The sequence below is a fragment of the Pseudovibrio sp. JE062 genome, from assembly GCF_000156235.1.
Lineage (GTDB): Bacteria > Pseudomonadota > Alphaproteobacteria > Rhizobiales > Stappiaceae > Pseudovibrio.
Window position 1 is genome coordinate 484524 of sequence record NZ_DS996809.1, and the last position, 24789, is coordinate 509312.

Sequence of the window (24789 nt, forward strand, 5' to 3'; positions counted from 1 at the left end):
GGTTCGCTTTAGTCTCGCAATGGGATAGCTGGCACTTTACCAGCACGGATGCGGTTGGTTTTCCAGTTCATCACATGACGAATGCCGTTTTCATAAAGCACTTTCATCACTGGCGAAAACGCCTGCATATGATCCGCAAAGAAGTCATCGGGACTATCGTAGATTCCGAAATCATTGTTGATGCCGGTTTTCTGAATGTAGGTGTCTTCTCCCTGCCAATCGACCTGAGGCACACTGAGGCAGTTGGTGCCGACCCCGTAACCACACAAGGATTGTCGGTTTGGGGCAAACTCTTTTTGCAGCGCTGTCAAAAAGGCCTCATCCAGAATAAAGCCCTCCAGATTGATCCAGCGGTCTTCCAGCCAGATCTCCACCCAGGAATGCAGGATGTTCTCTGGTGCGATTTTATAGACAAGCTCCGGCACCACACCACGCTGCAGCTCCTTATGGATGGTGAAGCCATGTAGGCGACAGGGGATGCCAACTGCGCGCATCAGGGCCATGAGCAGTGTGCCCTTGGTGTTGCATTGACCTATACCGTCGGCGAGCACCTGACTGGCCGGGATGTTGTCGGCCTTGTTGTATCCGAACATGATTTCGTTGCGGACAAAATCATAGACAACGCCTGCCCGGTCAAAAGGTGATAAGTCCTTCCATTTTCGCTGATCGACAAGCTTGCGGATGGTTGGCGCCCGGAAGTTTAGCAGTGAGGTTTCCTTGAGCAGGGCGTCTAATTGAGTGTTCGGTTTATCCAGCATATGCGCCTCCAATCGAGAATGAATCGACTGTAAAGGCTCTAGTCACTGTAGGTTCAAGAGCTAAATTGCATCTTTTTTCACTACAACCTGATCTCCAGAAATTGCAGTTCGTTAAGGGTCCTGAAGATTTGCCTTAGCTTGTCTGCATTGTGTTGAAGCCGAATTTACGATGGGTCTGTAGCTTTTCCTGCAAAAATAATAATGAGCCGCCCCTTTTCATGATCTCACTCCACCAACTGGATTTTGTCGCAGACATCATGCTGTTTTTGAGCATGGCGATTCTGGTGGTGCCGTTCGCCAAGCTGATCCGGGTCGGAACGATTGTGGGCTACCTGATTGCAGGTGTCATTCTTGGCCCCTGGGGGATCGGGCAGTATCTTGGCAGCCCCTTTAGCACGCCAGATGAACTTCGCCCTATCGGTGAGCTTGGCGTGGTGATGCTGCTGTTTCTGATTGGGTTGGAATTAAATCCCGGCAGGTTATGGTCATTGCGGCGTGAGATCTTCGGGTCAGGGTCTGCACAAGTCGGGTTTTCTGCCCTTCTGATTGGTCTGGCGATCTATTTTGCAGGGCTGACCTGGCAGAAATCGCTCATAATCGGGCTTTCCCTCGCCCTCTCCTCAACCGCCCTCTCCTTGCGCATTTTGCAAGGCAGTGGGGACCGGACGACTCCTATGGGGCAAACCTCCATCGCAATCTTGTTGTTTCAAGACATGATGATCGTTCCCATTCTTGCCCTGATGGCGATTGTGGCGCCGGTTCCGATTGATACGGGACAACGGCCCGGTTGGGAGACTGCATTGATTATGGCGTCCACCGTGCTGCTGTTGGTCGCGGTTGGACGATATCTGCTGACACCGTTGTTTCGCCTGTTTGCCCGCATTGGTGCCAGAGAGATGATGACAGCCTCTGCCTTGCTGACGGTGCTTGGAGCTGCAGCGCTGATGAAAGCCGTTGGGCTTTCCAGTGCGCTTGGGGCGTTTATAGCCGGGGTGATGTTGGCAGAAAGTTCCTTCCGGCATGAGCTGGAGGCGGATCTTGAGCCGTTTCGTGGCTTGTTGCTGGGCTTCTTCTTCATCACCGTAGGCATGTCCATTGATATGAACTTTGTCTTCCAGAACTGGGTGATGGTGCTGGCTTGCAGTTTTGGGCTCATGGTACTGAAGTGCCTGAGCATCTTCACTGTGACCCGTGTTTCCGGACACACGTCAGAGAACAGTTTGCAGATTGGCGGGTTGCTGGCGCAAGCGGGTGAGTTTGGTTTTGTTATCTTCTCTGCGTCTGTTGCCGTTGACCTGTTGAACCCGCATCAAAGCAGCCTGCTTTCCGCGATTATCTCCTTCACCATGGCCTTCACATTGCTCAGTGTGAAGCTGACACAGTGGTTCGGAGTGAAACTCAGGCCGGAGCCGGTGAAGCCGGATATTCCCAATACAGAAGGCGGGCGTACCAATGTGCTGGTGATCGGCTTTGGGCGTTTTGGACAACTTGCCAGCCAGATGCTGATTGCACAGGGCTCTACGGTGACGGTTCTTGATATGGATGCCCAGCACATTCGGGAGGCTTCGCGCTTTGGCTATCGGATCTACTATGGTGATGGGCGGCGGCTCAATGTTCTTCGGGCAGCGGGGGCAGAAAATGCCAGTGTGATTGCAGTGTGTACGGAACGTGCCGAGACGACTAGCCAGATTGTGCGTATGACCAAAACACAGTTCCCGCTCGCCAAGATATTTGCGCGCGCTCATGATCGGCGCCATGCCATTCAACTTGTCACTGCCGGTGCGGATTACCAGCTGCGCGAGACACTGGAGTCAGCGCTGGAGTTTGGTCGTGAGATACTGGAGGAGCTTGGAGAAGACGAGGATCACACCCACGAAATTCTAGCTGATGTTCGCCGCCGTGATGCGGAGCTGTTGGCCTTGCAACAGGTTGGTGGGCTTTACTCTGGTTACAAGCAGTTCAAACTGCCGGAAGTGCCTGTGAAACCACTGATCAAACCGAAGTCCGAATCCACGGCTTTGAACGAACCTGCACGGCGGTTGGCAGAGGCTGAAAAACAGGCGGAGAAGGAGCAAGCGGACAATTCTGAAAAAACTTCAACACATAAGCCATCATCTAACTAGCTTTATACGGAAAACTACATTTTCCCTTAGATACAATTAAGGTATTTCCCTCAGAATCGACAGAAATCAGCAAAGTCTGTTTCAGTATTTGAATTTTTGTTTTTAGGGTGCCAATGGCAGAAGCTCACGTCCCTCCGTTTTTTATTGAAACCATTGTGGTTCTCTCCGCAGCCGTCATCGCCGTTCCAATTACCAAACGGCTTGGTCTTGGCGCGGTTGTGGGCTTCCTTGCAGCGGGCATGGCAATTGGTCCCTATGGCATCAGCTTCTTCAACGAGCCTGAGCGAATACTGGGCTTTGCGGAGCTTGGGGTGGTGCTGCTGTTGTTTGTGATCGGGCTTGAGCTTGAGCCCGCCCGATTATGGACCATGAGGCGGGACATCTTTGGTCTTGGCACAGCACAGGTGCTGATTTCCGGCCTTGTGCTGACATTGGGCGCTTTGATGTTTGGCCTTTCCTGGCAGGTGGCGCTGATTGCCGGTCTTGGCCTTGCACTATCTTCAACCGCGTTCGCATTGCAGATGCTGCAGGAGCGTGGACATCTAAGCACCAAGTATGGCCAGAGGGCCTTTGGTATTTTGCTGCTTCAGGATATGGCCATTGTGCCTTTGCTCGCCATGGTCGGCATTCTTGCCCCTGCCGAAGCGGACGTGGAAGAAGCTTCCATTGCGATGCAGGTGATCACAGTTATTGCCGCCGTTGGTTTCGTGATCTTTGCCGGACGTTTCTTACTCTCTCCCCTCTTCCAGCTTCTAACCGCATCCGGTGCCCGTGAGTTGATGATTGCAGCCGCCTTGCTGGTTGCCCTTGGCAGTGCAGGCCTGATGAGCCTTGTGGGATTGTCCATGGCTCTCGGTGCGTTCCTTTCCGGTGTGATGTTGGCAGAATCCAGTTATCGGCATACATTGGAAGCCGATATCGAACCATTCCGATCCATGCTGATGGGCTTGTTCTTCATGACCGTGGGCATGGCGCTGGAGCTGGATTTGATTGTCGCCAATTGGCAGCGCATCGTTTCTGCAGTGGTCCTGCTTATGATCACCAAGGGTGTGTTGCTCTGGGGGCTCTCCCGTCTGTTTGGATCTTCCAACTCTGACGCACTCCGTGTGGCTGTTACTCTGCCTCAAGGTGGTGAGTTTGCCTTTGTGTTGTTCTCAACGGCGACCGCTGCGGCCATATTGCCAGAGGAAACAGCAAACATCCTGAGTGCCGTTGTGATCCTGACCATGCTGCTGACACCACTTGGCGCCGTGGGTCTGGATTTCGTGGCCGAGCGCATGAAGAAGCATGGTGACACCACCAACAAGATCGAAACCTTTGAAGATGCATGCCCAAGCGTACTGATCGTTGGCTTTGGTCGCTTCGGTATGATGGTTGCGCAAATGCTGACTTCTGAAGGCATTTCCGTGACTGCTCTCGACAACAAGCCGGACCGTATCAACTACGCACGTCAGTATGGCTACAAGGTCTATTATGGTGATGCGACGCGGCCTGATGTTTTGAAAGCTGCTGGCGGAGAGAATGCAACCTTGATCGCGCTGTGCATTGAGAACGACCGCGTGATGAAGCAGGCCATTTTGCAGATCAGGTCCGCCTTCCCGAACGCAGCTCTCTATTGCCGTGCAACAGATCGCGCGCATGCATTGGATCTCACCCGCCTGGGCGTTGACTATCAGATCCGCGAGACCTTCGAGTCCAGCCTCACGTTTGGCCGTAAGGCACTTGAGTACCTTGGTTTGCCAGCGGACCGTATTGATGAGGTTGAGGATGATGTTCGCAAACGGGACGATGAACGGCTAACAATGCAGCTGGCTGGTGGTGATCTGGCCGGTTCTGATATGCTGCATCAACGCACTCCGCGTGACGAAGGCAAATCAGAAAAACCTGATTGATTTAGTCAAGATATCAGCCCACTACTCTTGACCTCTATTGATTTGAAGCACATTTAGAGCGAGGGTGCATTGCATCCTCTTTTCTACATTTCGTGATCTGTGGCACTGCATTCCCACGAGGTCCACATTAATCCCTATGGTTCGATATGGCTGGTGAATATTCAATCGGTGATCTGGCGAAGAAGGCTGGCGTTAAAGTCCAGACAATCCGGTTTTACGAGCAGAAGAAGCTGCTACCGGAACCTCCGCGGACAGAGGGCGGACAGCGCCGATACGGCGAAGACCACCTGAACCGACTGTCTTTCATTCGTCATGGACGAGATCTTGGTTTCTCTCTTGAGATGATCGAGAGCCTTATGCTGCTCAAGGAACATCCGGAAGATGACTGCGAGGGCGCAGACGAGATCGCACGGGCTCACCTTACTGAGGTCGAAGACAAGATTGTTCGTCTGCAAAGCCTGCAAAGTGAACTGAAAAAGATGCTGGTTCATTGTTCCAGCGGCAAGATACATGATTGCAGGGTCATCGAGGCCCTCTCCTGCGATTGCTATCAGCAACGCGAAAAGTGAGTTTTTATGTCCAAACCAACTAGATCCGGCGCACGGGATGCAAAGTTTACCTATGGCTCGACCATGCGCCATGTGCTGGTGATGACATCTACCGGCTCTGTCGGATTGATTGCTATTTTCCTCGTTGATTTTGCTAATCTTTTTTACATTGCACAGCTGGGTATTGAAGAGCTGGCTGCGGCTATCGGTTATGCCGGTACGGTAATGTTCTTCAACTCCGCTATTGGCATCGGGCTTTCCATCGCCGCCAGTGCTTCTGTTGCCCGCCGTATTGGACAAGGTGACGCCAGAAGTGCAAACCGGCTCGTTAGTATGTCGTTGATCATCTCCACTTTGATCTCACTGGCTGTTGTGGCCGGGAGTCTGGCGTTTCTGGATGATCTGGCGATGCTGCTTGGCGCGAGCGGACGCACGCTCGAGTACACTTTGCATTTCCTTTACATCGTCGTGCCCTCCATGCCGTTGCTTGTTGGCGCCATGGTCCTCTCCGCCCTGCTGAGATCTGTTGGCGATGCGCGCGGTGCGATGTTTGTGACGCTTTCCAGCGGGTTTGTGACAGCAGTTCTCGACCCTATCCTGATCTTCGGATTTGATATGGGCATCACAGGCGCAGCTGTTGCCTCTGTCATTTCCCGTGCGGTGATGGTTGGGGTTGGTTTTTACATCCTGATTGTGAAGCACAACATGATCGGCAAGCCAGAAATCTCAGAGGCTGTGAGTGATACGGTGGATCTATTCAAGGTCGCAACACCTGCCATGCTGACGAACATCGCGACGCCAGCAGGCAACGCCTGGATCATTGCCGAGATGGCTCAGTTTGGTGATGGCGCTGTTGCAGGTTTTGCGATTGTTGGCCGTATCATCCCTGTGGCCTTTGGTGCGCTCTTTGCCCTTTCCGGTGCTGTTGGTCCGATCATTGGGCAGAACTTTGGAGCCTTAAAGTTTGATCGCCTGAGCAAGATCGTGAAGGATTCTCTTCTGCTGATCGTGGTCTACACGCTGGCTGCCTGGGCGTTGTTGTTCATGCTGCAAGAGCCGCTGGTTGAGTTCTTCAACGCAGAGGGTGACAGTGCCTCTCTGGTATTCTTCTTCTGCACCTTTGCTGCAGCTGGCTTCCTGTTCAACGCAGCACTGTTTGTGACCAATGCGGTCTTTAACAACCTCGGTTTCCCAATCTACTCCATGCTGTTCAACTGGGGCAGAGCAACACTGGGCACTATTCCATTCACCATTGCCGGTGCTTACTTCTATCAGGCAAACGGTGTCTTGGCGGGACAAGCCATTGGTGGCGTGGTCTTTGCCTTTCTTGCTCAGTATGTGTGCTGGCGGACAATCGAGAAAATTCGCAGGGAAAAACTGGCTGCAGCTTAAATGCTGCCAGAATTCATTGCTTAGGATATCCTGACTTACCGCTTTGCCGTTTCAAAAGGCATATTTGACCAAAAAACTGCGTCTCTATTTTTCGGAGATACGCGGTAGCCTTTTTAGAGTTTGAGCGGTAAGAAGAGAGAAATGAAACAATTCCGGATGCAGAAATAATGAACCGTTTTGAACAACCGCGCATTCCAACAGAAGCACGTATCCGCTACATGGATGGTGATTATCAGGTGAAAGCACCGGGTAACTTTGTGAAGTGTGCGATCACTGGCAAAACGATTATGCTCGAAGAGCTCAAGTACTGGAGTGTTTCCCGTCAGGAAGCCTATGTGGATGCAGATGCTGCCCTGCAGGCTTATGAAAGCAATGATCTGAAGGCTTAAGCTTTCGCTGATCCAAGCACTGGTTTCAGGCGCTCAAGCAGGGCGTCTGGTTCTTCAATCTTCATCTCCACTTCCAAAACACTTGCAACATTTGCAAGCCGCGCAATGGACTGCTCTTCGCGGCCATCCAAACGCACATAGTCCTTGGTTGTGGTGATCGGCAGCAGATCCTGCGCTTCTGCCACGCGCAAAATCAGGCGCGCGTCTTCCTTTGTAAAGTAGTGATGGTCCGGGAAGGACATGGTCTCAACGACCTCAGCACCCGCTTCCTTCAGGCTGGCAAAGAGTTTTTCAGGCCGGCCAATACCTGCAAAAGCCAGTACCCGCTCGCCTTCCAGTGCATCTGCTGAGACTGGACGGATAGCAGCGCGCATCAGGTCGATACCGGCTTGCTGGGCGGCTTCCTGTTGCGGTGTGCTCTTATCCCCCTCACCCACAACCATCAGCAGGCTGACGCGTCCCAGTTGCTTCTTAAAAGGCATTCTGAGTGGGCCAGCTGGAATGCATCTCGCATTCCCGATACCGGTTTTGGCATCCAGCAGCACGATGGAAAAGTCTTTGTGCAGAGACGGGTTCTGAAAGCCATCATCCATGATAATGACAGAGATGTCTTGCTGTTCCAGAAGCTTCGCACCTGTAGCGCGATCTGCCGAGATTACCGTCGGGCCACGACGAGCTAACAAGAGGGCTTCATCTCCAACTTCAGCAGCCGCATAACTGGAAGGCTCCACAAGCAGCGGGCCTTTGTTGGTGCCGCCGTAACCACGCAGGAGAAAACCTGGGGTATGGCCCGCTTCACGCAGCAGTGCATTCAATGCGAGTGCAAAAGGTGTTTTTCCTGTTCCACCAGCTGTAAAATTGCCGATGCAGATCACTGGCTGCTTGGCTTTGTAACGTGGATTGTACTTGAAGCGGCGTGCTGCCAAGAAGCCATAGAGTGCACCCAATGGGCTCAAGAGCTTTGCTTGCCACGTTCCATTTGGCGTCCACCAGAAATCAGGAGCGTTCATAGCTTAAGCCTCCCCTATTTCTGTTGGTTTCACCGGAAGATACTGTTGCAGCTCAAGCTGTGTTGCAGCGAGCGCACCGCGTCCGGACTCCACGAGAGCTTTCGCCTTCTCAGCACGCTGCTGAACCTCTTCTGGTTTATGGAGCAAATCTTCGACCTGTGCAGCCAAATCACTTGCATTGTGCACCAGAAGCACGCCCTCTTCTTTAGAGAAGTGGCGATAGATCCATGCAAAATTCTGAGTATGAACACCAGAGAGGATCGCACAGCCGATCTGAGCTGGTTCGAGCAAATTGTGTCCACCGATTGGAGCGAAAGAGCCACCCATGAAGACGATTGGAGCTACGCGGTAGAACAGACCTAACTCGCCAAGCGTATCTGCGATATAGATGTCTGTTGCATTGGTGATTGCCTCGCCTCTTGAGCGCTGCGTGCACACGAGACCCATTTGCTCCAGCTCTTCCCGGATTTCTTTAGCCCGGACCGGATGGCGGGGAACAATGATTGTGAGCAGGCGATCGAACTTCTGCTTCAACTCCAGATGAGCCATACCGATTTCGGCTTCTTCTTCAGGATGTGTGCTGGCTGCAAGCCATCTTGGTCGACCTTCGAGCTGATCTTTGAAGTCAGCGAGTTCGACCGGGTCACACTCTGGAATGTTGCCATCAAACTTGATGTTGCCTGTCGCCTTTACACGGATGGCACCAAGCTGCTTAAAGCGGGCGCCATCATCATCAGACTGCGCGAGCACACAGTCTACAGTGCCAAAGACAGAGTGCGCGAAGGATGGAACACGGTTCCAGTTTGCAAAGGAACCTTCTGACATACGTCCGTTGACGATGATCAGCGGGATCTGGCGCTTTTCCAACTCATGGAAGGTCGCAGGCCAGATCTCGGATTCAACAGTGATGGCCAGACACGGAGCCCAGTGGTTCAGGAACCGTTTGATGTTGCCGCGGGTATCATAAGGGACAAACTGGTGGATCACACCTTCTGGTGCAGATGCCTCTACCACTTGCGCAGATGTCAGTGTTGCAGTGGTGAGCAGGACATGCGATCCGCCATCAACCACCTGCTTGGCCAGCGGCAAAACGGCATTGGCTTCGCCAACGCTGGCCGCGTGGATCCAAATCAGATTGCCAACTGGGCGATCCTTTGAAGCGACGCCGAAGCGTTCGCCTTTGCGGTTCTGATCTTCTTTGCCCTGTCGGGCGCGCAGCTTGTACAAGCCAACGAGCAGAGGCGCGGCCAGACGACCGAGACCTTGATAGACTCTGAAGATCACTGAACTCATGGGACCCAGTTCTGCCAGTAATTATTTTTTGCCTGATTTGGCGATTGCGTAAGCTTTGTCAGTCGTTTCGTTCATTCTGGTTTCCAGAAGCTGACGAATTTCCTCAAGCTGTTCATCGCTTGCATCAGCCGGAACCGGAATAGGCTCACCAAAGCATAACGCAATATGGCTGAACGGCAAATTGATGGAAGCCTTATCCCAAGTATCAAGGTCATAATGACGGCTGGTCGCAATTGCGACTGGCAGGAGTGGCCGACCGGAATGTTTGGCCAGCTGGACGATGCCTTTACCTGCTTTACGAGAAGGGCCTTTTGGCACGTCCGCCGTCATAGCGACGTTGCCACCTTCTTTGAGCGCGCGTAGAGCTTCGATAAAGCCACGCATGCCGCCACGTTTGCTGATCTGGCTGGCGCGTTGCGCACCAGCGGCCCGGATGAGACCGAGCCCCAGTTTTGATGCGCAAATCGCCTGCATTTCGCCATCAGCACTTCGGGAAATCATCACCCGCACGTCCCAGTCTTTTGGGCGCGCAAAGGGCATCATGAAATGCTGACCGTGCCACATGGACACAACGTATGGAACAGTGTCCTCGTGATCCTCATAGAAGTTCGGAGGATCGAGAGTGAACTTACTGCTCTTGCGCACGAAGAGCAGATAATACGCCATGGCATTGCCCACCAGCTTCATCACAAGCGGGTGTTTGCCGAGTTTTTTCAACATTTCACAGGCCCATTTGGTTTCGGGCGGAATTCCCGGGAGGCGCAGTACTTACTTGGTTTCTGCGCCCGGATCAAGCAGACGGTGCATGTGCACAATGAAGTAACGCATCAGAGCGTTATCTACAGTGCTTTGCGCCTTTGCTTTCCACGCTGCGTGTGCTTCAGCGTAGTTCGGGTAGATTCCTACAATGTCCAGATCCTTAAGATCCTTAAAGCGAACATTGCTGATATCTTCTAATTCGCCACCAAACACGAGGTGAAGTAGCTGTTGGTTTTCTTCTTGAGCACTCATGGTGTTCGCTCACCTTCTCCACAAACAGTCCGACCGAATACCGTAAGGATTAATCCTCTACGGATATTCCCTGAAGCCTTTTAAACAATTTGGCAGAAGATGCCACTAGTCCGGGGTGATTTGTTCTAGTTTTATTGTAGTAGAGCGTTGATCCAGACAAGTCTACTAACTGCCCACCAGCCTCGCTTATGATTAAATCCGCTGCGGCAAGGTCCCAATCACGGGCTCTGGCGCGGGCCAAACCGGCATCCAATTTCCCACAGGCGACCAGTGCAAAACGGTAGGCAAGTGAGCCCAAATAGGGGCTAAAACGAATCTGCTCGCTTTTTACGCCTTCCTTTTCGAGGAAGCTGACCGGACCAGCAATGTAGGATCCGGTGACAGATGGGCGAGCGGAAACACTGATTTTTTCCTGATTGAGGTAACTGCCACCACCACTGACTGCGGTGTAAAGCTCATCGCGAACCGGACAATAGATGACGCCGACGGTGGGGCGGCCATTTTTGACCACGGCCAGAGACAGGCACCATTCATCGCGACCATTGAGGAACGCGCGGGTTCCGTCAATCGGATCTACGATAAAGATGGTTTCGTGATCCTTGCGGGCTAGATCGTCTTCAGTTTCTTCCGAAAGCCAGCCGTAATTCGGGCGTGCTTCGCGCAGTTTGGAAGCCAAGAACTGGTCAACTTCGATATCTGCGACAGATACCGGCGAGTCGCCTTCTTTGGTCCAGTTTTTTGGTGAGTTTCCAAAATAAGAAAGGGCGATCTTGCCGCCCTGCAGAGCTGCTGTGACCAGCAGCTCCAGATCTTCCTGCAGGCTATATGTATTAGCTTCCGGCAATCGTCAGTCCTTCGATAACCACTGTTGGCGTTGCCACTGCATATCGCTCGTCCAGATCAGATGCCGGTGTCAGGTTCAGGAACATGTCCTTGAGGTTTCCTGCGATGGTGATCTCGCTCACCGGGTAGGCGATTTCGCCGTTTTCGACCCAGTAACCCGAGGCACCGCGGGAATAGTCACCTGTGACACCGTTTGCACCGTGACCGATCAAGTCTGTTACCAGCAAACCTTCGCCGATATCTCTTAAGATTTCATCCGGTGTTTTCTCGCCAGCCTGTAGTGTCAGGTTGGTTGCACTTGGAGATGTGCTTGAGCCGGAGCGGCGGGCACGACCGTTGGAGGTCAGGCCAAGCTCACGGGCGGCGTAACCATCCAGGAACCAATGACCGAGAATACCATCCTCAATCATGTTGAGGTACTCAGCTCCGGTGCCTTCTGCATCAAACGGGGCCGTTCCGCCACCACGTGCTTTGAAAGGATCATCGGAGATGGTGATGCCTTTGCCGAACACCTGCTGGCCCATCTTGTCTTTCAGGAAGCTGGTGCCGCGGGCGATGGATGCACCGTTGATTGCACCTGCGAAGTGACCAAGAAGGGAGCGTGCAGTACGTGGTTCGTAAACCACGGGTGCCTTGCGGGTTTCCAGCTGGCGTGGATTGAGGCGACGAACTGTCCGCTCGCCTGCGATGCGGCCAACTTCTTCCGCAGACATCAGATCATCCCAATACGTGCGGGAATCGAACTCGTAGTCGCGCTCCATGCCAGTACCCTCACCCGCGATAGCGGTCATGGAGAAACCGGATCGGGAGCGTTGGTATGCACCGACAAAACCGTGGCTTGTGGCAAGCACGATGCCGGAGAGGCCCCAGCTTGCTCCAGCACCGCCGGATTTGGACACGCCCTCTACAGCGAGTGCTGCGGCTTCCGCATCCAGAGCAGTTTTGGTCAGCTCATCCGGGCTCACTTCGCGTGGGTCGATCAGGTCCAGCTGCGGGATTTCTTTCAGGAGGCGCTCAGGTTCAGCAAGGCCAGCATATGGGTCTTCCGGAGTGACTTTTGCCATTTCCACTGCGCGGGCAGCGAGTTCGGCTGGGTCATCACTGGCGTTGGAAGAGATGCTGGCGACTTGTTTGCCAACAAAGACACGGAGTGTCACGTCGTTGCCTTCGGCGCGGTCGGTGTTTTCAACCTTACCTTCGCGCACGGAGACAGACAGTGACATGCCCGTAACTGCGATTGCGTCTGCTGCATCGGCTCCAGCTGCTTTTGCAGCTTCCACCAAGCTGACTGCCTGTTCTTCAAGCTTTGAATTGGCAATTGCGTCAGACATTCGCGCGGACCTCCTGTTGTCTTGCTCTTCGTGTTTAGGGCGTGCCTGACATAAGAGCAAGCACACCTGCCAAGAATCGCGGGGCTGTACGCAGAAATTGCGGGGTTCTGCTTGCAGTTCGCTGCCCTACCGATGACCCCACCTAAAGATAGTTAGAATTTTATCAAGTTCGGAAGAGGTTCGCTAAGCCTCTTTAAAATCAGAGTTTTTTAACCATTCGAGTTAAGGAGTTACGCAGATTCTACCCTGTAATTTTCCTCTAGTTTGAAAAGAAGATGAATTGAAACCTCCACACCTGTGGAGGGAGGGGCAGTTCCGTGATCAACTACAAATCGCAGTTTTTGGGCCTTGCGAGCAATGACAACCACATTAATCGTGTGCGTGTCTCGCTGCCGTATCGTATGCAAGCGGACCTGCCGGATGATCTTCTTGAAACACCGGGTGTTAACAGATCCGATATTCGCATTGATCCGGACAAGGTGCTGATCCGCCGGGAGATGGGGGGCTTGCCTCTTACTCTGTCGGTCCCGCTTGGTTCGTACTCAGGTATCGCGGCTAAGGTTACTGTCAACGAGATCACTGATGAGCTTGAGTATCAGGTGGTTCTGCTGCACCGAGATCATGCTCTGAGCATTCCCCTTCTTACCGGTACTGATATGGAATTGACGGCGGATTACTGGGAAGCGTGGTCGGATGCTTTGGCGCTGCCGTTGTTGACCATCGACAGTGATGGCACATCCAAGCTTGCGCGTCTTGGCCTGAACACCTGTTCTAAAGGGGAGCCGCTGCCACGCAGAAAATTGCGTGCGCTCACCGGACGTCGCCCGCGGTTTCTTGTGGGACGTGAGACAGGTAAGCCGACGAAGCTGCAGAAGGTTTTTGCCAGCTCTCGCCGCTTCACATCCCTGCGTCGCCGGAACTCTTAGAGATAATAGGCAGCCAGACCGTCCAGCACCAATCCAATAAACAGGATCAGACCGAAGGTGGAGTTGGACTTGAAGAGCTCCAGACACTGATCCCCGTCATCGATGTCCAGCACACGGATCTGGTTGAACAGGTGGAAGGCTCCAATAGCCAGCCCTGCAAACGCTAGCGGACCGCTGCCAGCGAGAACGAATGCGCCTGCAAACAGAACCACAGTGGCTCCGTAGAGAATGACCAGAGCCTGACGGGTTTTCTCACCAAACAGACGTGCCGTTGAACGCACTCCGACCAGAGCGTCGTCTTCTTTGTCCTGATGTGCGTAGATGGTGTCGTAGCCGATGGTCCAAACAATACCACCGCAATAGAGCAGCACAGGTGCCAGCGACAAGCTGCCGAAGACCGCTGCCCAGCCCATCAGAGCACCCCATGAAAATGCAAGGCCCAGCACGAACTGCGGCCAGTCGGTGATGCGCTTCATGAAAGGGTATGCCGCCACAATGGCAAGGGACGACATGCCCAGAATGATGGTGAAGGTGTTGAACTGCAGAAGAACAATGAGCCCAGCCAGAGCCTGCAGGATCATGAAGATCTTGGCTTGCTTGCTGGTGACCTGACCGGATGGGATGGGCCGGGAGCGCGTGCGCTCAACCTTGTCATCAATGTCCTTGTCGACAATGTCATTATAGGTGCAGCCTGCGCCGCGCATTGCCACTGCGCCAATGAACATCAAAATGGCATACCAGATGTTTGGAATCGGCGCACCCGCTGCATTAGAAGCCAATGCAAGTGACCACAAGCATGGCCACATGAGCAGGTACCAGCCGATCGGGCGTTCCCATCTTGCAAGGCGGGCAAACGGGCGAAGGCCCGCAGGCAGACGTGTATCAACCCAATGACGCTTTACCGCATCAGCAACAGGCCCAGTGTCTTTGGTATTGAACATTGCCACCTCACCGTCATGACCGGAGTTTCTCCGCATCTCATCAGGATGACGCGGCACACTCCATATTCGCTTTAAAAGCTAAGAGGGAATTCCTCTTCGTAGTGAATGGTCTTTTCCAACAGATCGACACTTTGCGTCAAGAAGCCAAATTCTTCGAAGAACCGTTTTCTGGTCTTTCCCTGAGGCTTCTTGAGCGAAACCTCCATTTTAACGACAGACTTTTGCGCCAGATCATCTTCCAGCTCATGCAATATGGAGGGCAACAGCCGCTCTATTCCTTCAATCGGGGCCAGAGCAATCTGCTCAATGAACCCGACCTTGCCACCTGCCCGCACGCTATAGCGATAGCTGACGAGCACAAATCCGAGGCTTTTTCCTGTGCTTCTGATCAACCAGGCCTGCCCTACACTTGGGTCTACCAGCAGTCGGCGGGCGGTTTCTTCCAGCGAGAGAACTGGCTCTGAGAGCGTGTCCTGCTCTCCCCATTTTGCCAGCAGCTCGAAGAACTCATTCATAAACAGCGGTGTAACCAGCAGCAATTCGACTGATGGACGAGGCATTTTTGGGTCTCTCCGGAGCTGTTGTTCGTTTACTGACAGCGTTACTCATGCTACACGCTGCATCACAATCTAGACGCACAACTCGGGAACCTGTTCCCTTCTTAATTTCAGGGTCTACCTCTCATGAATATTCTGCTGATCGGTTCTGGCGGGCGTGAACATGCGCTGGCATGGTCTTTGGCAAAATCTCCTGTGCTCAATGAACTGTTTGTTGCTCCGGGCAACGCAGGCATTGAACAGTTTGCCAAATGTATTGCACTGGACCTGACTGATCACCGTAGTGTCATCGAGTTCTGCCGTTTGCACGACATCAACTTCGTTGTGATTGGTCCGGAAGCACCATTGGTTGACGGCCTTTCCGACAGCCTGACACATGCTGGTCTGCGCGTGTTTGGTCCCTCTTCTGCGGCTGCGCAGCTGGAAGGCTCCAAGGGCTTCACCAAAGACATGTGTGCCCGCGCGAATGTGCCAACCGCTGCTTATGGCCGCTTTGACAACGCAGATGCTGCCAAGACCTACATTCGTGAGCAAGGCGCTCCGATTGTTGTGAAGGCAGATGGCCTTGCGGCTGGTAAGGGCGTGATCATCGCCATGAACGAGCAGGAAGCGCTGGACGCAGTCGACAGCTGCTTTGATGGTGCATTTGGCGATGCAGGTGCCGAGGTTGTTGTAGAAGAGTTTCTTGAGGGTGAAGAAGCCAGTTTCTTCGTTCTGTCTGACGGTGTAAATGCGCTGCCACTGGCCACTGCACAAGATCATAAACGTGCGTTTGATGGTGATGAAGGCCCGAACACCGGCGGTATGGGTGCTTACTCCCCTGCCCCTGTGATGACCGAAGAGATGATGGACCGGGTGATGAAAGAAATCATCCATCCAACCATCGCTGATATGAAGGCGCAGGGCTGCCCGTTCAAAGGCGTGCTTTATGCTGGTCTGATGATCACCAAGGACGGTCCGAAGCTGATTGAATACAACGTTCGCTTTGGTGACCCTGAGTGTCAGGTGCTGATGATGCGCCTGAAGACCGACCTGCTGCCAATTCTGCTTGGTTGCGCGGAAGGTACTTTGGATCTAGTCGATGCGGAATGGCATAGTGATCCTGCCGTCACAGTTGTGATGGCTTCTAAGGGCTATCCGGGTTCCTATGAGAAGCTGACTGAGATCAAAGGTCTGGTGGAAGCTGCGGCTGATCCGGACGTAGAGATCTTCCACGCAGGCACCGTGGTTGCTGATGAGAAACTGCTGTCCAATGGTGGCCGTGTTCTGAACATCACCGCACGGGCGGCGACTGTTTCTCAAGCACGGGCGAAAGCTTATGCTGCGATTGAAAAAATCGACTGGCCGGAAGGGTTCTACCGCAAAGACATCGGCTGGCGCGCTGTTGAGCGTGAGCAGCAGAGCTGATCCGGTTCAGCTTTGATCTTTGAGTTTTGAAGGGAGCGGCTGCAGGGCCGCTCTTTTTGTTTGTGGCTTGGGGGTGGGCAAAAAAAATCCTCCGAAGCTGGCTTCGGAGGAGTTGTATTTATCTACACTATTCGGCCGGGCCACGACAGCCTGTGCCCAGACCAACAGATCAAATTGATAAACTACCACAAACAACTGCACGAGGCGAAAAAGTGCCATGCAGGAGCTAAAGTGCAACCTCTAGCAAATGTGAGTATGCATAAATGCACAACTCATAACAATGGGGGATTTTCCCTGATGCCTTAAAGTTGCAAGTGCCTAAGGTGAAAGCAACTGAAAGGTCATTGCACGGGCCACAGCGTGCGTACGGTTGGTCACTCTAAGCTTTTTGCAGGCCCGTTTTATGTGGTGTTCTACAGTTTTCTCAGAGAGATTCAGGATATGGGCGATTTCTTTATTTGCCCTCCCCGCCGTCAACCAAAGCAGGCATTCATGCTCCCGCGGCGTGAAACCAAAAAACTCGCTTAGGGTTTCGGGTTCTTGCGCATAGGTATGGAAAAGGTGCACTGCACCCTTCAGAACCGGGTAGTTGGAGGTCATCTGCGCATCGAAGCCCAGCTGGGTTCGTTCGCATGAGGCAAAGCTGGCCCCACCGACCAAATGCTTGTTGGAACACTCCAGAGGGATCGTGACACCGAACTTCAGACCAGCGGAGCGGACATCATTGAAGAAGTCGCTGTCCACCTTGCTGGTGGGACGCACAGTGTAATCCGTCCAGAGCTGATCAACCTTCCTGCCGCTGAGCAGGTGGTCCATACCCGGGTCTTTGAAGTAGTAGTGATGGGAGTTGTAGTGCTCGACCCAGTCCTGCGAATGGTTGGACAAGCAGATTGGCTGGCGATCCTCTACACGGCCCTCAATCTTGGGCACGATGATGTAGGCGCCTTTTTCAAAACCGAGCTTTTCTGCAAATCGAGTGAGTTCTTCCCAGCGTGCTTGTAGGGATGAACAGTTCCATAGCTCTTGAGAAAACTGCAGGAGATTTCGGTCAAAGCCCGCCGGATAGCCCATGGAATAGTTCATCGTAACACCGCAAGATTGGAGCCCCGCTACACATCAGCCAGCCGAGCCTTGCTCAACTGCCGCCAAATAAAATGATATGTTTGCCCCAACGCCCATCTATTGTTTATCTATGTTCGTCGCGGTGATTATCACTGTATTCTTCTCGGTTTTCAATTGGAAAGCTGAGGGGAACACCTATATTTTTATTATAGATATTAAAGGAACAGGCTTTCAATGAGTACTCCCAAGATCGGCGTTGCCCTTGGTGGCGGAGGCGCCCGCGGTCTCTCCCATATTCCTGTTTTGCAAGCTCTTGATGATATGGGCCTCACCCCTCATGCCATTACGGGCACTTCTATCGGTGCTTTGATTGGCGCTGGATATGCTGGTGGGATGAGCGGTGACCAGCTTGAGGAGTACACACTGGAGACGCTTGGCGAGTGGAAGAAGGTGCTGGGTAAGCTGGTGGAAGTGAGCATGCCCAAACGCTTTGCCGACCTGATTGGCGGCAAGTCCAGTTTTGGCCAGTTCGATTCCAAGCGTGTTCTGGAAGTCTTTGTCGGTGATGTGCTGAAGCAGGACTTTTCTGAGCTTTCCATCCCGTTTCAGGCCATTGCAGCGGACTACTACAAGGCAGAGGAAGTGCGCTTTGCGGAAGGAAATCTGGTGGACGCGGTTTCTGCGAGTATCGCCATTCCGTTTGTCTTCAAGCCTGTGCACCTGAACAACACTGTGCTGATTGATGGCGGGGTGGTGAACCCCCTGCCCTTTGATGTGCTGCCCAGCGATTGTGACATCGTGATAGCCGTGGATGTGGTTGGTACGCCGAAGAAGGATGAGAAGCGCGCTGTGCCCAGCGCGACCGAAAGTGTGTTCGGAGCCACCCAGATCCTGATGCAGACCATTTCTCAGGAAAAATTGAGAATACGGGCACCGGACCTTTCCATCTTCCCGAATATCAAGCAATATCAGGTACTTGATTTCCTGAAGGCGCGGGAAATTCTGGAAGATAGCTCTGGGTTAAGGAATAGTGTGAAGGTTGAGCTTGACCAGAAGATCGAGAACTACCTAATCTCCTGATAAGAAGAATAGAAAGAAGTGGAGTCTGGGTTGTCTATTGTAGACCCTGAGTGGCAAACACCTATCAATGACGGCAGAAAGCTACCTCCTGAAGTTCCGGTCGCGGTCACGCTGAACGGAGAGGGCTTTGCTGTGTTCATGGCCACGCCCAGAGACCTTGAAGATTTTGCCGTAGGATTTGCGATCAGTGAGTCCATCGTCTCCGGTATCAAGGATGTGCAGTCCATTGCCTTGCATGAACATGGCGAGGAAGGCATCAGCGTCAATCTGGAGATTGAAGACGAGCAGTTCTTCACCGCTGTGAAACGCAAACGCCTGCTGACCGGGACATCCGGGTGTGGGCTGTGTGGTCTTGATAGCATTCGCGCGGCGTTGCGTGCGCTTACTCCCCTTTCCCCGCAGCCTGCTCCCAAAACGGAGAGCATCAGCGCCATGTTTGAAGCGATGCAGTCCAAGCAGACACTCAACGACATTTACGGTGGTGGCTTGCATGCAGCTGCCGTGTGCTGTGGTGAGGACATTCTGGCTGTACGTGAGGACATTGGCCGTCACAACGCCATGGACAAGGCGCTTGGGGCCGGTGCGCGCAGTGGTGAGCCGGTTGATCTTGTCATCACCACGAGCCGGTGCAGCTCTGATCTGGTGCAGAAGGCTGTCAGCGCCCGTGTGGGCACGCTTGCTGTTATGGCAACGCCCAGCGATCTGGCTGTCAAGCTGGCGCGAGAGAATTGTTTAAATCTGTTTAGTTGCAACCGTGGATACAGCTTCACACGCTACAGCTAGCGACTCATCAAGTTCGTGGGCGATTTAAGAGCCTGAGGAGTCCGGCGTGTCCGACAATATTATTGCAAAGAAATCAACAGCTCCCGCTGGTGGCTGGGGTGCCGTGTGGAGCTGTGGTCAGGCTCTGCTGCAAAACACGTCGCTCACTTCAGGAATCAAAACAGTCTTAAAAACCAACCAGCCTGACGGATTTATTGGCCCCGGTGTGGCGTGGGTGGACCCGGAAAAAACAACTTCCATCGAATTTTGTGAGAACGGTGTGAAGGCTGTGGCCGCGGAAATGACCGAGAAGCGGATCACTGAGTCGTTCTTTCAGGAGTACACCGTCTCTGAGTTACAGACGTTTTCTGACTTCGACCTTGAGGACCAGGGGCGACTGACCTGCCCTTTGCGCTACAACAGGATTACGGACCGCTATAACGAGATCACCTGGGCTGAGGCTTTCAAGGAGATTGGCGCGGAGCTGCGGGCGATTAAAGATCGCAAGGAGGTCGTGTTTTACACCTCCGGGCATGCCAGCAATGAAGCTGCCTTCCTCTACCAGTTGTTTGGCCGCATTTACGGCACCAGCAACTTCCCTTCCAGCTCCAACATGTGCCACGAGGCCAGTGGTATTGCGCTGGAGGAAGCGATTGGGTGCGGGTTGGCGACGGTTCGGCTGGAAGACTTTGCCAAGGCGGATGCGATCTTTGTGTTTGGCCATAACCCGGGCGCGACGGATCCACGGATGCTGCCTGTTCTTCGTGACGCAACCAAGCGTGGTGCGCAGGTTGTGTCCTTCAATCCGCTGCGCGAGCGTGGGCTGGAGCGGTATGCAGATCCGAAGAACCAGCTGGAGATGGTGCGCTTTGGCTCTCGCCCCGTCGCCAGCCACTTCTTCACGCCCAAGCTGGGCGGTGATATGGCTGCTGTGCGCGGTATGGTGAAAGCCATTCTGGCGTGGGACAACGAACGCATTCTCACCCATAGCATCATCGACCGTGTGTTTATTGAAGAGAACTGCGGCGGGTTTGAGAGTTATGAGAAGGCGCTGGAGCTGACCCCGTGGAAAGAGATTGAGGATCAGTCTGGTCTGACACGTGATGAAATCGAGAAGGCTGCCCTGCTCTATGTGCAGGCGGATCGTCCAATTATTACGTGGGGCACTGGCATCAGCCAGCACAAGCACTCTGTGGCGACCATTCGCGAGATCATGAACCTGTTGTTCATTCGCGGCAATGTTGGCAAGCCGGGCGCAGGCGCCTGTCCGATGCCGGGGCATGCGAACACGCAAGGCATCCGGCGGATGGGCATTACCTCTGATCCATCCGAGGAGTTTTTGCTGGCGCTGCAGGATGTGTTTGAGTTTGAACCGGAAATGCACGCGGGTGTGGATTCGGTTGAAGCCATCAAAATGATGAATGAGGGCAAGCTGCGGGTGTTCATGAGCCTTGGCGGCAACTTCACCCGCTCTGCACCGGATACAGGCCTGACGGAAGAAGCCATTCGTAAGTGTCGCCTGACCATTAACATTGCGACCAAGCTGAACCGGAGCCACCTGATGACTGGCTCCCTCTCCTACATTCTGCCGAGCCTTGGGCGCACAGAGTATGATGAGCAGCGATCTGGCGATCAGATTGTGACCGTGGAAGACTCGCTCTCCAAGATCCATAGCTCCGCCGGGGTTAATCCCCCAGCCTCTGATCTCCTGATGTCCGAGCCTGCCATCATTGCCGGGCTTGCCAGAGCAACCATTGGCAACAAGGTGGTGAACTGGACGCATCTCATTGAGAACTATGATCGCATTCGCGAGAAGATTGAGGAATTGCTGCCGGAGTTTGCCGGTTTCAACAGTCAGGTGCGGACACCGGGTGGGTTTTATCTGGCCAACCCGATTGCAGACCGCCGGTGGGCGACCAAATCCGGTAAGGCTGAGTTTTCTGGTTACTCCCTACCATTGGCAACCGCTGCCCAGCTGACCTCCAAGGCGCCGAAGCTCACCTTCACATTGCAGAGCATGCGCTCCAACGACCAGTTCAACACCACCATTTACTCGCTGAATGACCGCTATCGGGGCATTTCAGGTGGACGTAAAGTGGTGTTCATGAACCCGATCGACATGCGCCGTGCTGGTGTTTCCAGAGGTGAAAAGGTTGATATTGGCACTGTTAGTGAGGATGGCCGCAACCGGCGCGCGCTGGATTTTCAGGTGGTGCCCTACGACATCCCTGAGGGCTGCATCGCCTCCTATTTCCCAGAGGTGAACGTACTCGTTCCGGTGTACTCCACGGGCAACCAATCCAACACACCCACAAGCAAGGCTATTCCGGTGACACTGTCGAAATCTCGTCGGCGGGGGTGATTGTGTTGCTTTGAGAGAAGCACGATCATGTGAAAATAATTTATATGTAGTCAGAATATTTCCGTAGTTAAATAAATACGCTCCAGTAAGGGAAAGTCTCCATTTCTTCAGCTTGGAGTTTATGTTGGGCTTCTGTTGCATTTAACTTTATGTCCCCCAAGTCGAATAAGTTTCACAAGAAGGATGATGCTTTGCGTAGTTTGTTTCTGGCTTCAGCTCTAATACTTGGAAGTTTGTATCCCGCCATGGCTCAAGATATTATCAAGGTCAACACCAATAAGGCAGTGCAAGAGACTATGGATGCACTGGAGGCTACTGCTCAAAAGGCAGGGGCAACCATATTTGCTCGTGTTGACCATGCAGCGGGAGCCAAAAAAGTTGGCATGTCCATTCCAGCGAACCAGTTGCTGATTTTCGGTAATCCGGCTCTTGGCACACCTGCGATGGAAATCGATCCGCGGGCAGGTCTATTCCTACCACTCAAAGTGCAGGTCTATGAGGATTCCGAAGGTCAAGTCTGGTTGGCTTATGAGGATCCGAAAGAAACAATGAAGGATCTGGATGATGTCGATAAATCCCCAGTAATCAAGAAAATGCGCGGTGTTTTGGCGAAGCTGACCTCCAAAGCTGCCCAATAGTCGAGACTTCACGTCAGAAACTTCAGTCTATTCCAGGGTCTGTAGAACGACCCTGGATATGTAAAGACTAGAAAGACTGAAACCTTTACTTTCCTAAAGTCATTCCAGCACCGAAATATTCCGTAGGATTGAACTGCCTCTTACTTCCCACGGATAAGTGCGCACGTACTGCTGTCCCTCACCAGAGACCAATCCAGCACGCCAACAGCACGCGCAATAAGTGCCTGATCTGCTATATTCTCGTAGAGTGCACCAGTATCCCATAACGATTTGGTGCCAGAAACCCAACTCAACCATTCTTGCATTGCAGAGATGGGTAGATTTGGTGTCAGCATGTTGCATTAAAGCTCCCACCAATGCGTTGTTTCATTGCAGTTTTCTGGAAGCCCAATGTCGCGACGAAGGTCGTTGCGTTCAGGAGGTAACGGCTGGACAGGCTCTCGCAACTGACCAACAGCAAATTTTCTCATGATGCGGTAGATTGACTGAAGAATGAACATGTCGTCATATGCCCATGTAAACAGCGATCATGGAAATGAAACATATTTAAAAGTACTATGAAGGATTTTCATGATAATTCCAGCTAATGCGGTACCTCCTCTCCAATGCCTTCGTGCTTTTCTAGCAGTCGCCCAGCTTGGAAACTTCACCCGCGCGGCCGAAGCTTTGGGGCTTACTCAAACAGCCGTTAGTCATCAGATATCACAGTTGGAAACCCATATTGGCGCCCCGGTCTTTGTTCGCAATCGGCCAAACGTACAGCTTACTGCCCTCGGACAAAAACTTCTTCCTAAGGTAGAAACCGGATTGGGCGATATTTGGGATGCATTCAAAGAGGCACAGAACTCCGATAAAACACAGAGTATCGTGATTTCAGTCGCACCCGAATTTGGCACGCAATGGTTGGCACCTCGACTTGAAAGATTCTTCAATTTGTTTCCGTCGATCAGCTTGAACATGATCCTTGAGTATCGACGGGCTGACCTCAATTCGGGGAAAGTCGATGCCGCGGTATGGCTTGGAGCAGGTGATAAAACTTTATCCGCGACTAAACTCGGTGTCGAAGAAGAGTTTGCTGTCTGTTCACCAGTACTGGCTCAAGATTTGCCTAATCAGAATGCAATGTCCGCCGCACCATTGCTTCAGTATGCTGGAGCTCGGCACACAGTTCTCGATTGGGAGCGCTGGTTTCAGCAAATATACGGTGTCTCACTCGCTGAGGAAGGGATTTGCCGCAAAATTGAATATGGTCCGGTATTTGATGCATTTCCTGATATGTTAGCTGCCTGCCAGCGAAGCGAAGGTTTTGCGCTTGTTCGCTCGTCGCTGGTAGCGGATGCGCTTTCCTCCGGACAACTCAAGCGCTGCTTCATTGAGACCGTTACCTCAGATCTACACTACCATATCGTTACACTACCCAAAGCCCGACGCAGACCTGAAGTTGAGCAGTTTTGCCAATGGATTATAGCTGAAGCAGCATTAGGGACAGATGTAGATTAAGTTGCGTTGTACAACACAGCCACTTAGAAAGCACTGTGTTCCAACAGATGGCCGTAATGAAGCTCAAGCTATCCTTTCCGGCCTGTATCCAAGCAAGCATTGGCACTAGCTTGCCTGAGCAGATCAAACCTATCTGTCGACAGCTGTGAATGAAATTTTGCTTCCCCACTTGATGCTGCCAATTTTGGTGAATTCGATGAGTTTGTGCATGTAGGGATTACGGTAGTGCCATCCTGATCATGCTCCATCCTCTCCCTGGCCAATGCATAAGCCACGGAAAGGTTAGTGCCTGTTGATCCATCGCGTTTGCGCGGGATTACACCTTCCAGCCATCTCGATATCTCAAAGGACTACGTTACCTCTTTCGGCTCAAGGAGTGCGTTTCAGTTCCAATGACACTCTCAAAACTTCGAGGTCAAAAGAGGAGATGTTGACATGTGGCTTTATGCACATAAAGTATAGTAGCTATATTTATGTTATGGAGAGTCGTTATGTTGTTTAATTCATTGCAGGGTAAAGGCGCTATTGTGCGTCGGTTTGCTCTGGGTTTTGTTGCTTCTTTTGCGTTTGCAGGCGCTGTTTCGGCAGAGCCGTTTCAAGAGGTGACTGTTGGGGTGCCGGTGCCTTCGCTGGCGGAAGCAGAAGCGTGGTACGCAAAGTTTCTTGGCCCTGACACAGAGGTGCTCAGACCTGTTCCCGGAATTGTGGAGTTCAAGGTAGCGCCGGGGGTTTGGTTCCAAGTCTTTGAGGTCGATGACACTCAGCCAAGCGGCGCTATTGTCCGTTTTATGGTGGAGGATATGGCAGCGAGCCAAAACGCACGCACAGCACTGAAAATCGACACGGGAGAGGCCGTGGAGATACCTGAGGTCGTAACATATTCCGAGTTTGCCGACCCATTCGGAAACGCTTTGGGGCTCTATCAAATGCCTTAATTCAGCAGCCGAGCAGTCTTAGGGCTATC

General features: G+C 52.8%; 24 protein-coding genes. 13 read left to right on the top strand and 11 right to left on the bottom strand.

Annotated features, from left to right (window positions below; translation table 11 throughout):
• Nucleotides 1-8: 8 nt before the first annotated feature.
• Nucleotides 9-758, bottom strand: coding sequence for a transglutaminase family protein (locus tag PJE062_RS14660; protein ID WP_008549551.1), 750 nt, complete (start codon nucleotides 756-758; stop codon nucleotides 9-11).
• Nucleotides 759-976: 218 nt separating this feature from the next.
• Between PJE062_RS14660 and PJE062_RS14665 the strand changes: the two genes are divergently transcribed.
• The 5 genes from PJE062_RS14665 (at nucleotide 977) to PJE062_RS14685 (ending at nucleotide 7102) form a co-directional block, all read left to right on the top strand.
• Nucleotides 977-2881, top strand: a complete 1905-nt coding sequence (locus PJE062_RS14665) for a monovalent cation:proton antiporter-2 (CPA2) family protein (RefSeq protein ID WP_008549686.1) — start codon at nucleotides 977-979, stop codon at nucleotides 2879-2881.
• 113 nt (nucleotides 2882-2994) lie between these two features.
• On the top strand, nucleotides 2995-4773 hold the full coding sequence (locus PJE062_RS14670) for a monovalent cation:proton antiporter-2 (CPA2) family protein (RefSeq protein WP_008549816.1): 1779 nt from the start codon (nucleotides 2995-2997) through the stop codon (nucleotides 4771-4773).
• A 146-nt stretch (nucleotides 4774-4919) separates the two neighbouring features.
• Nucleotides 4920-5342 (top strand): helix-turn-helix domain-containing protein, encoded by a 423-nt coding sequence (locus tag PJE062_RS14675; RefSeq protein WP_008549782.1) that lies wholly within the window; start codon nucleotides 4920-4922, stop codon nucleotides 5340-5342.
• Nucleotides 5343-5348: 6 nt separating this feature from the next.
• Nucleotides 5349-6713, top strand: a complete 1365-nt coding sequence (locus PJE062_RS14680; protein WP_008549987.1) for an MATE family efflux transporter — start codon at nucleotides 5349-5351, stop codon at nucleotides 6711-6713.
• A gap of 167 nt (nucleotides 6714-6880) precedes the next feature.
• Entirely contained in the window at nucleotides 6881-7102 is a 222-nt protein-coding gene (locus PJE062_RS14685; RefSeq protein WP_014284299.1) for a DUF2093 domain-containing protein, read from the top strand.
• Here PJE062_RS14685 and lpxK read toward each other — a convergent pair.
• The 6 genes from lpxK to PJE062_RS14715 are packed head-to-tail and all read right to left on the bottom strand — an operon-like array spanning nucleotide 7099 to nucleotide 12590.
• Nucleotides 7099-8112: a tetraacyldisaccharide 4'-kinase gene (lpxK, locus tag PJE062_RS14690; protein WP_008549820.1), complete on the bottom strand. Its 1014-nt coding sequence runs from the start codon at nucleotides 8110-8112 to the stop codon at nucleotides 7099-7101. The genes PJE062_RS14685 and lpxK overlap by 4 nt on opposite strands.
• A gap of 3 nt (nucleotides 8113-8115) precedes the next feature.
• Entirely contained in the window at nucleotides 8116-9405 is a 1290-nt protein-coding gene (locus tag PJE062_RS14695; RefSeq protein WP_008549688.1) for a 3-deoxy-D-manno-octulosonic acid transferase, read from the bottom strand.
• A 21-nt stretch (nucleotides 9406-9426) separates the two neighbouring features.
• Nucleotides 9427-10125, bottom strand: a complete 699-nt coding sequence (locus PJE062_RS14700) for a lysophospholipid acyltransferase family protein (protein ID WP_008549810.1) — start codon at nucleotides 10123-10125, stop codon at nucleotides 9427-9429.
• Between the two features lie 48 nt (nucleotides 10126-10173).
• Entirely contained in the window at nucleotides 10174-10416 is a 243-nt protein-coding gene (locus PJE062_RS14705) for a DUF4170 domain-containing protein (protein ID WP_008550012.1), read from the bottom strand.
• 49 nt (nucleotides 10417-10465) lie between these two features.
• Entirely contained in the window at nucleotides 10466-11260 is a 795-nt protein-coding gene (locus tag PJE062_RS14710; protein ID WP_008550073.1) for a 3'(2'),5'-bisphosphate nucleotidase CysQ, read from the bottom strand.
• Nucleotides 11247-12590, bottom strand: a complete 1344-nt coding sequence (locus tag PJE062_RS14715) for a TldD/PmbA family protein (RefSeq protein WP_008549721.1) — start codon at nucleotides 12588-12590, stop codon at nucleotides 11247-11249. The genes PJE062_RS14710 and PJE062_RS14715 overlap by 14 nt, the downstream gene beginning before the upstream one ends.
• A 317-nt stretch (nucleotides 12591-12907) precedes the next feature.
• On the opposite strand from PJE062_RS14715, the gene PJE062_RS25830 reads away from it, so the two are divergent.
• The gene (locus PJE062_RS25830) at nucleotides 12908-13516 is read left to right on the top strand and encodes a DUF6101 family protein (protein ID WP_014284293.1); all 609 of its coding nucleotides are present in this window, start codon (nucleotides 12908-12910) and stop codon (nucleotides 13514-13516) included.
• Here the strand turns inward: PJE062_RS25830 and ubiA are convergent.
• Nucleotides 13513-14457 carry a 4-hydroxybenzoate octaprenyltransferase gene (gene ubiA, locus PJE062_RS14725; protein WP_083793256.1) on the bottom strand — a complete coding sequence of 315 codons (945 nt, stop codon included), beginning with the start codon at nucleotides 14455-14457 and terminating at the stop codon, nucleotides 13513-13515. The two genes, PJE062_RS25830 and ubiA, sit on opposite strands and share 4 nt — an antisense overlap.
• Before the next feature lie 71 nt (nucleotides 14458-14528).
• The gene (locus PJE062_RS14730; RefSeq protein WP_008549583.1) at nucleotides 14529-15017 is read right to left on the bottom strand and encodes a hypothetical protein; all 489 of its coding nucleotides are present in this window, start codon (nucleotides 15015-15017) and stop codon (nucleotides 14529-14531) included.
• A gap of 123 nt (nucleotides 15018-15140) precedes the next feature.
• Between PJE062_RS14730 and purD the strand changes: the two genes are divergently transcribed.
• Nucleotides 15141-16421, top strand: coding sequence for a phosphoribosylamine--glycine ligase (gene purD, locus PJE062_RS14735; RefSeq protein WP_008549970.1), 1281 nt, complete (start codon nucleotides 15141-15143; stop codon nucleotides 16419-16421).
• A gap of 318 nt (nucleotides 16422-16739) precedes the next feature.
• Here the strand turns inward: purD and PJE062_RS14745 are convergent, their stop codons facing one another.
• Entirely contained in the window at nucleotides 16740-17504 is a 765-nt protein-coding gene (locus PJE062_RS14745; protein WP_008549802.1) for a LuxR family transcriptional regulator, read from the bottom strand.
• Between the two features lie 213 nt (nucleotides 17505-17717).
• Here PJE062_RS14745 and PJE062_RS14750 point away from each other — a divergent pair, with 213 nt between their 5' ends.
• The 4 genes from PJE062_RS14750 (at nucleotide 17718) to PJE062_RS14765 (ending at nucleotide 22325) form a co-directional block, all read left to right on the top strand.
• On the top strand, nucleotides 17718-18563 hold the full coding sequence (locus PJE062_RS14750; protein ID WP_008549989.1) for a patatin-like phospholipase family protein: 846 nt from the start codon (nucleotides 17718-17720) through the stop codon (nucleotides 18561-18563).
• A 30-nt stretch (nucleotides 18564-18593) separates the two neighbouring features.
• The gene (gene fdhD, locus PJE062_RS14755) at nucleotides 18594-19346 is read left to right on the top strand and encodes a formate dehydrogenase accessory sulfurtransferase FdhD (RefSeq protein ID WP_008549681.1); all 753 of its coding nucleotides are present in this window, start codon (nucleotides 18594-18596) and stop codon (nucleotides 19344-19346) included.
• Nucleotides 19347-19392: 46 nt separating this feature from the next.
• Nucleotides 19393-21687 carry an FdhF/YdeP family oxidoreductase gene (locus PJE062_RS14760; protein WP_008549511.1) on the top strand — a complete coding sequence of 765 codons (2295 nt, stop codon included), beginning with the start codon at nucleotides 19393-19395 and terminating at the stop codon, nucleotides 21685-21687.
• 245 nt (nucleotides 21688-21932) lie between these two features.
• Nucleotides 21933-22325, top strand: coding sequence for a DUF302 domain-containing protein (locus PJE062_RS14765; protein ID WP_008549497.1), 393 nt, complete (start codon nucleotides 21933-21935; stop codon nucleotides 22323-22325).
• A gap of 140 nt (nucleotides 22326-22465) precedes the next feature.
• Here the strand turns inward: PJE062_RS14765 and PJE062_RS26380 are convergent, their stop codons facing one another.
• Nucleotides 22466-22660 carry a hypothetical protein gene (locus PJE062_RS26380; RefSeq protein ID WP_008549501.1) on the bottom strand — a complete coding sequence of 65 codons (195 nt, stop codon included), beginning with the start codon at nucleotides 22658-22660 and terminating at the stop codon, nucleotides 22466-22468.
• Nucleotides 22661-22895: 235 nt separating this feature from the next.
• Between PJE062_RS26380 and PJE062_RS14770 the strand changes: the two genes are divergently transcribed.
• Together PJE062_RS14770 and PJE062_RS14775 are read left to right on the top strand one after the other, a co-directional pair.
• A complete protein-coding gene (locus PJE062_RS14770; RefSeq protein WP_008549652.1) occupies nucleotides 22896-23825 on the top strand; it encodes a LysR family transcriptional regulator in 930 nt (309 codons plus the stop codon).
• 491 nt (nucleotides 23826-24316) lie between these two features.
• Nucleotides 24317-24760: a VOC family protein gene (locus PJE062_RS14775; protein WP_008549830.1), complete on the top strand. Its 444-nt coding sequence runs from the start codon at nucleotides 24317-24319 to the stop codon at nucleotides 24758-24760.
• Nucleotides 24761-24789: the final 29 nt, after the last annotated feature.

What these genes read in the sequence shown, in the direction of transcription:
- lpxK (WP_008549820.1), bottom strand. Translation starts at nt 8,112, where the DNA reads ATGAACGCTCCTGATTTCTGGTGGACGCCAAATGGAACGTGGCAAGCA.
- PJE062_RS14665 (WP_008549686.1), top strand. Translation starts at nt 977, where the DNA reads ATGATCTCACTCCACCAACTGGATTTTGTCGCAGACATCATGCTGTTT.
- PJE062_RS26380 (WP_008549501.1), bottom strand. Translation starts at nt 22,660, where the DNA reads ATGCTGACACCAAATCTACCCATCTCTGCAATGCAAGAATGGTTGAGT.
- PJE062_RS14730 (WP_008549583.1), bottom strand. Translation starts at nt 15,017, where the DNA reads ATGCCTCGTCCATCAGTCGAATTGCTGCTGGTTACACCGCTGTTTATG.
- PJE062_RS14765 (WP_008549497.1), top strand. Translation starts at nt 21,933, where the DNA reads ATGGCTCAAGATATTATCAAGGTCAACACCAATAAGGCAGTGCAAGAG.
- PJE062_RS14685 (WP_014284299.1), top strand. Translation starts at nt 6,881, where the DNA reads ATGAACCGTTTTGAACAACCGCGCATTCCAACAGAAGCACGTATCCGC.
- PJE062_RS14770 (WP_008549652.1), top strand. Translation starts at nt 22,896, where the DNA reads ATGATAATTCCAGCTAATGCGGTACCTCCTCTCCAATGCCTTCGTGCT.
- PJE062_RS14705 (WP_008550012.1), bottom strand. Translation starts at nt 10,416, where the DNA reads ATGAGTGCTCAAGAAGAAAACCAACAGCTACTTCACCTCGTGTTTGGT.
- PJE062_RS14660 (WP_008549551.1), bottom strand. Translation starts at nt 758, where the DNA reads ATGCTGGATAAACCGAACACTCAATTAGACGCCCTGCTCAAGGAAACC.
- PJE062_RS14670 (WP_008549816.1), top strand. Translation starts at nt 2,995, where the DNA reads ATGGCAGAAGCTCACGTCCCTCCGTTTTTTATTGAAACCATTGTGGTT.
- PJE062_RS14750 (WP_008549989.1), top strand. Translation starts at nt 17,718, where the DNA reads ATGAGTACTCCCAAGATCGGCGTTGCCCTTGGTGGCGGAGGCGCCCGC.
- ubiA (WP_083793256.1), bottom strand. Translation starts at nt 14,457, where the DNA reads ATGTTCAATACCAAAGACACTGGGCCTGTTGCTGATGCGGTAAAGCGT.
- PJE062_RS14680 (WP_008549987.1), top strand. Translation starts at nt 5,349, where the DNA reads ATGTCCAAACCAACTAGATCCGGCGCACGGGATGCAAAGTTTACCTAT.
- PJE062_RS14700 (WP_008549810.1), bottom strand. Translation starts at nt 10,125, where the DNA reads ATGTTGAAAAAACTCGGCAAACACCCGCTTGTGATGAAGCTGGTGGGC.
- purD (WP_008549970.1), top strand. Translation starts at nt 15,141, where the DNA reads ATGAATATTCTGCTGATCGGTTCTGGCGGGCGTGAACATGCGCTGGCA.
- PJE062_RS14695 (WP_008549688.1), bottom strand. Translation starts at nt 9,405, where the DNA reads ATGAGTTCAGTGATCTTCAGAGTCTATCAAGGTCTCGGTCGTCTGGCC.
- PJE062_RS14715 (WP_008549721.1), bottom strand. Translation starts at nt 12,590, where the DNA reads ATGTCTGACGCAATTGCCAATTCAAAGCTTGAAGAACAGGCAGTCAGC.
- PJE062_RS14775 (WP_008549830.1), top strand. Translation starts at nt 24,317, where the DNA reads ATGTTGTTTAATTCATTGCAGGGTAAAGGCGCTATTGTGCGTCGGTTT.
- PJE062_RS14745 (WP_008549802.1), bottom strand. Translation starts at nt 17,504, where the DNA reads ATGAACTATTCCATGGGCTATCCGGCGGGCTTTGACCGAAATCTCCTG.
- PJE062_RS14675 (WP_008549782.1), top strand. Translation starts at nt 4,920, where the DNA reads ATGGCTGGTGAATATTCAATCGGTGATCTGGCGAAGAAGGCTGGCGTT.